This window comes from Streptomyces sp. NH27 (assembly GCF_056859195.1).
In genome coordinates this window covers 1-6582 of the sequence record NZ_JACEGK010000454.1, presented here as the reverse complement: position 1 = coordinate 6582, position 6582 = coordinate 1, and the positions used below count along the sequence as shown (strand labels likewise).

Here is a 6582-nt window from a genome sequence, read left to right as displayed (position 1 = left end):
GCGCCGGGCGGCTGCCCGCCCTGCTCCTGCCGCGCCCTGACCTCCCGCAGGTCGTGCCGGTGCTCCATCGCGGTCAGCCGGTCCGCCTCCAGCATCTCGTGCACCGAGTTCATCAGCGTCTCCATGTCCACCACCCCGATGAACTCGCCGCGCCGCCCGGTCACCGCGACCCTCCCGCCGCTGTCGGTGAGCACCGCCTCCAGCGCGTCCCGCAGCGTCGCGTCCCGGGTCACCGTGTGCGTCACCAGGGTGCCGGAGCGGGCCAGCGAGCCCCGGGCGCGCATCAGGTCGCCGCGCCGCAGCCACTTGTACGGTCGCCGGCGGTGGTCGAGCAGCAGCAGTTCGTTGTGCTGGCTGGTGCGCAGCCGGTCGAATATGGACTGGAGCGGCTCGTCCACGGTCACCGCGGCGAAGTCGGCGATCTCCACGTCCCGCACCCGGGTCAGGTTCAGCCGTTTCAGCGCCGCGCCCGCGCCCACGAAGCCGGAGACGAACTCGTCGGCCGGGTTGGTGAGGATCGCCTCCGGGGTGTCGAACTGCGCGATGTGCGAGCGCTCGCGCAGCACCGCGATCCGGTCGCCCAGCTTGATCGCCTCGTCGAAGTCGTGGGTGACGAAGACGATCGTCTTGTGCAGCTCGTGCTGGAGCCGGATCAGCTCGTCCTGGAGGTGGTCGCGGGTGATCGGGTCCACCGCGCCGAACGGCTCGTCCATCAGCAGCACCGGCGGGTCGGCGGCCAGCGCCCGCGCCACGCCGACCCGTTGCTGCTGGCCGCCGGACAGCTGCCGCGGGTAGCGGCCGTGGAACTCGCGCGGGTCCAGGCCGACCAGGTCGAGCATCTCCTCGACCCGGTCCCTGACCCGGCTCTTGCCCCACCCGACCATCTTCGGCACCAGCGCGATGTTGTCGGCGACCGTCATGTGCGGGAAGAGCCCGGAGGACTGGATCGCGTAGCCGACCTTGCGGCGCAGCTTCACCGGATCGATCCCGGTGACGTCCTCGTCGCCGATCCTGATCCGCCCGGACGACGGCTCGATCAGCCGGTTGATCATCTTCAGCGTGGTGGACTTGCCGCACCCGGACGGCCCGACCAGGATCACGGTCTCGCCGGCCTTGATCTCCATGTTGACGCTCTCCACGGCGGGCCGCGGGTTGCCCGGATAACGCTTGGTCAGGTTCTCCAGCACGATCGCGGCGCCCGACGCCTGTCCACCGCCCGGCGCCTGTCCACCGGCCGACGCCTTCCCGCCGCCCGCTGCCTGGCCGTCGCCGGACGCCTGCCCACCCCCGGTCGTCCCCGTCGCGCCCGTCGGCCCCGCCGCCTCAGCCACGAATCCCCCTCGGGATGGTCAGCCGGCCGATCAGGACGTAGACCGCGTCGAAGGCCAGCGCCAGCACGATGATGCCGAGCGTGCCCGCCAGCACCTCGTTGAGCGCGTTGGCGCTGCCCAGCGACGCGATGCCGGTGAAGATCTCGTTGCCCAGGCCCGGCCCCGAGGCGTACGCGGCGATCGCGGCGATGCCCATCAGCATCTGCGTGGAGACCCGGATACCGGTGAGGATCGGCGGCCAGGCCAGCGGCAGTTCCACCCGCAGCAGCCGCGCCGACCGGGACATGCCGATGCCGCGGGCGGCCTCCACCAGCGAGGGATCCACCCCGCGCAGGCCCACGATCGAGTTGCGCACGATCGGCAGCAGCCCGTACAGCACCAGGGACGTCACCGTCGGCGGGACGCCCAGGCCGAGGATCGGGATCAGCAGGCCGATCAGTGCCAGGGAGGGGACGGTGAGGATCGCCGCGGTCGTGGTGACCGCGAGGTTGCCGGCCCACTGGCTGCGATAGGTGAGCACCCCGATCAGCACGCCGATCACGGTGGCGATCACCATGCACTGGAAGACCGCGCTGGCGTGCTGGTAGGCGTCGACGAGGAGTTGCTGGTGCTGGTTGGACAGGAACTGCCAGAAGCTCACCGCCGGCCTCCTCCCGTCGCCTCGCGTCCCGCGCGTCCCGTCAGGTGTCCCGCGCGGCCTGTTCCACCAGCGGGATGATCCGCAGCGGCACCGGGTTCTCCATGACGATCGCCGTGGCTGCCCGGACAATGCCATCAAAACCGACAACCCGATCGATCACCCGCTGGAGATCGGCGTTGGACCGGGCCACCAGCCGGCAGAGCATGTCGCCCTCGCCGGTCGTGGTGTGCAGCTCCAGCACCTCCGGCACGCCGGCCAAATGCGCCCGCACATCCACGCCTTGGCCCTGCCGGATCTCCAACGTGGCGAACGCCGTCACCGGGTAGCCGAGCGCCGCCGGATCCACCTGCGGTCCGAAGCCCCGGATCACTCCATTGGCCCGCAACCGGTCGAGCCTGGCCTGCACGGTGCCGCGCGCCACCCCCAGCCGCCGCGACGCCTCCAGCACGCCGATCCGCGGCTCCCGGTCCAGCAGCGTGATCAGCCGCCCGTCCAGCGCGTCGATCCCCATCCCCGGCCGCCTCCCATGGTCATACTGCACAGATTGACGGTACGAGCCTGACTACTGCTGGACACTCTGTCCAGCGAAAACCGGAACTATTGCGCACTCTGAAGGGCGGCGGGACGCTTTCCCCATGACTGCACTCACTGGGACCCCGGATGCTTTCCCCGTCAAGGGCATGGACGCCGTCGTCTTCGCGGTGGGCAACGCGAAGCAGGCCGCGCACTACTACTCCACCGCGTTCGGCATGCGCAAGGTGGCCTACGCCGGCCCCGAGAACGGCAGCCGCGAGACCGCCTCGTACGTCCTGGAGTCGGGCGGCGCACGCTTCGTCTTCACCTCGGTGATCAAGCCGGTCACCGACCACGGCCGCTTCCTCGCCGACCACGTGGCCGCGCACGGCGACGGCGTGGTCGACCTCGCCATCGAGGTGCCCGACGCCCGCGCCGCGTACGCCTACGCGGTCGCGCACGGCGCCACCGGCCTCACCGAGCCGTACGAACTGAAGGACGACCACGGCACCGTCGTGCTCGCCACCATCGCCACCTATGGCCAGACCCGGCACACCCTGGTCGACCGCACCGGCTACGACGGCCCCTACCTGCCCGGCTACCAGGCCGCCGCGCCGCTGGTCGAGCCGCCCGCCCGCCGCTTCTTCCAGGCCGTCGACCACTGCGTCGGCAACGTCGAACTCGGCCGGATGAACGAGTGGGTGGCCTTCTACAACAACGTCATGGGCTTCACCAACATGAAGGAGTTCGTCGGCGACGACATCGCCACCGAGTACTCCGCCCTCATGTCCAAGGTGGTCGCCGACGGCTCCCGCAAGGTCAAGTTCCCGCTCAACGAGCCGGCCGCGGGCAAGAAGAAGTCGCAGATCGACGAGTATCTGGAGTTCTACGGCGGGCCGGGCGTCCAGCACATCGCGCTGGCCACCAACGACATCGTCGCGTCCGTCCGTGCCATGCGTGCCGCCGGCGTCGAGTTCCTCGACACCCCCGACTCCTACTACGACACCCTCGGCGAGTGGGTCGGCGAGACCCGCGTCCCCCTCGACGAACTGCGCGAACTCAAGCTGCTCGCCGACCGCGACGAGGACGGCTACCTGCTGCAGATCTTCACCAAGCCGGTGCAGGACCGGCCGACCGTCTTCTTCGAGATGATCGAGCGGCACGGTTCCATGGGATTCGGCAAGGGCAACTTCAAGGCGCTCTTCGAAGCGATCGAGCGCGAGCAGGAGCGAAGGGGCAACCTCTAGCGAACCCTCCCGGGTGGTGCGTTCTGTCGGTTCAGGGACCACCTGCCGGTGGCTGGTCGCTGGGGGTACCCCCTCTGGGGGAGTTCCCCGCGCCCCTTGGCCCAGGGGCGCGGGGGCACTCCCCCTGGCTTCGCCGGGGGCACCCCCACCCAGGCGAAGCCAGGGGGAGAACCGCGTGACCAGCCACTTACCGGCCCGCGGTCGGGAATGGACAGCACTCCACAACGGCCGAGCCGTATGAAACGCTGACGGCATGCGCGACGACATAGGAGCCGAACTGGCGGCGGGGCTGCCCGCGGAAGCGATAGTCACAGATCCGGACATCGTGGCGTCGTACGCCCACGACATGGCGAGCTTCTCGGATGCGGGCACCCCGGCTGTCGTGGTGCGCCCCAGATCCGTGGAAGAGGTCCAGCACGTGATGCGGACGGCCACGAAGTTCCGTGTGCCGGTGGTGCCGCAAGGCGCCCGCACGGGCCTGTCCGGTGGCGCCAACGCCGTGGACGGCTGCATCGTGCTGTCGCTGACCGCGATGGACCGGATCCTGGAGGTCGACCCGGTCGAGCGGGTCGCGGTGGTGGAACCGGGCGTGGTCAACGCGGTGTTGTCCCGCGCGGTGGCGGAGCAGGGTTTGTCCTACCCGCCGGACCCGTCGAGTTGGGAAGAGTGCACGATCGGCGGCAACATCGGCACCGGCGCGGGCGGCCTGTGCTGCGTGAAGTACGGCGTGACCGCGGAGTACGTCCTCGGCCTCGACGTGGTGCTCGCCGACGGGCGGCTGCTGAGCACCGGCCGGCGCACCGCGAAGGGCGTCGCCGGCTACGACCTGACCCGGCTCTTCGTCGGCTCCGAGGGCACCCTCGGCGTGGTGGTCAAGGCGGTGCTCGCGCTGAAGCCCGCCCCGCGCCCGCAGCTCACCCTGGTCGCCGAGTTCCCGTCGGCCGCGGCGGCCGGGGCCGCGGTGTGCGCGGTCATGGCGAGCGGCCACGCCCCCTCGCTGCTGGAGCTGATGGACGCCACCACCATCCGCGCGGTCAACGACATGGCGCGGATGGGCCTGCCGGAGAGCACCGAGGCTCTCCTCCTCGCGGGGTACGACTCCGCCGACCCGGCCGCGGACCTCGCCGCGCTCGCCGAACTGTGCACGGCGGCGGGCGCCACCGAAGTGGTGCCGGCCGAGGACCCCGCCGAGTCGGAGATGCTGCTCCAGGCCCGCCGGTTGGCGGTGCCCGCGCTGGAGCGGATCTCCACCGCCATGATGATCGACGACGTGTGCGTGCCACGCGCGAAGCTCGCCGACATGCTCGACGGAGTGGCCGCGATCGCCGCGAAGTTCGACCTGACCATCGGGGTGTGCGCGCACGCCGGCGACGGCAACACCCACCCCACCGTCTGCTTCGACGCACAGGACCCCGACCAGACCCGCCGGGCCCGCGAGGCATTCGACGCGATCATGGCCCTCGGCCTGTCGCTGGGCGGCACCATCACCGGCGAGCACGGCGTGGGCCTGCTGAAGAAGGACTGGCTCGCCCGTGAACTGGGCCCGGTGGGCCTGGAGTTGCAGCGCGGCGTCAAGGCGGTCTTCGACCCGCTCGGGCTGCTCAACCCGGGCAAGGTGCTCTGACCGCACCCGACCCGGCTACGCACTGGCGTCCGGGGTGTCGTCGGAGTCCGACCACGGGTCGCGCAGCCACAGCTCGTCCCCGGCCGCGGGGGCGAGCAGCCGGCTCAACCCGTCGTCCATGCCGAGCTGTTCGTGTTCGCTGCCCGGCGGGACCACCCGCAGGGTGCGCTCCAGCCAGGCGGCCACCGGCGACGACGGCGCCTCCAGCAGCGCGTCCCCGTCGGGCGAACTGAGCGCCATGCACAGCACGCTGCGCCCGTTGACCTTGGTCGGCCAGATCCGCACGTCGCCGTGCCCGCACGGCCGGAACACCCCCTCCACGATCAGCTCGCGCGCGAACGTCCAGTTGACGGGCGCGTCGGAGCCGACGTGAAAGGTGATGTGCACCGCGTACGGGTCGTCCGTACGGTAGACGAGCCGGGCCGGAACCGGAATGCTCCGTTCCGGTGAGAGTACGAGCTGCATCTCGAGTTCGCGTTCCACCACGTTCTGCATGAGTCCGACGTCCTTTCCTTGGCGCGGTGGCCCCGGGGGCTGGTGTCGCAACGGGGCCTGCACCTGGAAGAGAGCGCGTGCCTCTCCAACCATTACGCGGGTTTCCCCGATTCGGTTCAGATTTCCTGAACCCGGCGCGCACGACGGCGCATCGGGGTAATGACGTGTCAACGAGACGTCGGCGAGCGGAGTGTGCGACGCGGCGGACACACCGGGGCGGCCATTCTGGTAGATGTGGACGTCACACCACCCCGCGGCCGAGCAGATACGGAACTGTGACCATGAGCGCACCCACTTCTGGCTCCTCGGGTTCGTCGGCATCCTCCCAGCCGTCCGCTTCTTCGGGTGGGTCCGGCGCTCCCGTGCCGGGGTACTACCCGGACCCGTCGATCCCGCACTACATCCGCTACTGGAACGGCTCCGCGTGGATGCCGGGCACCAGCCGTCCCGCGCCGGTGGACGAGGTCCTTCCCGGCCGGGCCTCGTCCGCGGCGACCGGCACTCCCGCGCTCGACGAGTCCGGCCCGATGTTCCTCGACGAGGACCCCGCCGCGCCCACCGCGGACCAGTGGCCCGCGGCCGGCCAGGACCCGGCGGCGGCACCGCCCGAGCAGCAGTGGTCGGCGCCCGACGCGCGGGCGCACCTCCCCCAGGACCCGGCGCCGTCCTGGCCCGCACCGCAGGCCCGGCCGGAACCGCAACTGCCCCCGATCTCCTGGGGCGCCCCGGCAC

The 6582-nt window shown here is 71.0% G+C and carries 7 protein-coding genes; 3 read left to right on the top strand and 4 right to left on the bottom strand.

What is annotated here, in order from left to right; genetic code table 11:
• The 3 genes from AC13HU_RS29005 to AC13HU_RS28995 all read right to left on the bottom strand — a co-directional run.
• Positions 1–1187: betaine/proline/choline family ABC transporter ATP-binding protein (locus tag AC13HU_RS29005; protein WP_483044929.1), on the bottom strand; the 1187-nt coding region annotated here is incomplete at its 3' end.
• 136 nt (positions 1188–1323) lie between these two features.
• Positions 1324–1971 carry an ABC transporter permease gene (locus AC13HU_RS29000; protein WP_483044928.1) on the bottom strand — a complete coding sequence of 216 codons (648 nt, stop codon included), beginning with the start codon at positions 1969–1971 and terminating at the stop codon, positions 1324–1326.
• 40 nt (positions 1972–2011) lie between these two features.
• Positions 2012–2482, bottom strand: coding sequence for an Lrp/AsnC family transcriptional regulator (locus AC13HU_RS28995; RefSeq protein WP_483044927.1), 471 nt, complete (start codon positions 2480–2482; stop codon positions 2012–2014).
• 124 nt (positions 2483–2606) lie between these two features.
• Between AC13HU_RS28995 and hppD the strand changes: the two genes are divergently transcribed.
• Complete coding sequence (gene hppD, locus AC13HU_RS28990; RefSeq protein ID WP_483044926.1) at positions 2607–3731, top strand: 4-hydroxyphenylpyruvate dioxygenase; 1125 nt, start codon at positions 2607–2609, stop codon at positions 3729–3731.
• Between the two features lie 253 nt (positions 3732–3984).
• Complete coding sequence (locus AC13HU_RS28985; RefSeq protein ID WP_483044925.1) at positions 3985–5355, top strand: FAD-binding oxidoreductase; 1371 nt, start codon at positions 3985–3987, stop codon at positions 5353–5355.
• Positions 5356–5370: 15 nt separating this feature from the next.
• On the opposite strand, the gene AC13HU_RS28980 is transcribed toward AC13HU_RS28985, so the two are convergent.
• Positions 5371–5850 (bottom strand): SsgA family sporulation/cell division regulator, encoded by a 480-nt coding sequence (locus tag AC13HU_RS28980; protein WP_483044924.1) that lies wholly within the window; start codon positions 5848–5850, stop codon positions 5371–5373.
• Positions 5851–6131: 281 nt separating this feature from the next.
• Between AC13HU_RS28980 and AC13HU_RS28975 the strand changes: the two genes are divergently transcribed.
• Positions 6132–6582, top strand: a 451-nt coding sequence (locus tag AC13HU_RS28975; protein WP_483044923.1) for a DUF2510 domain-containing protein, incomplete at its 3' end; no start/stop codon positions are given.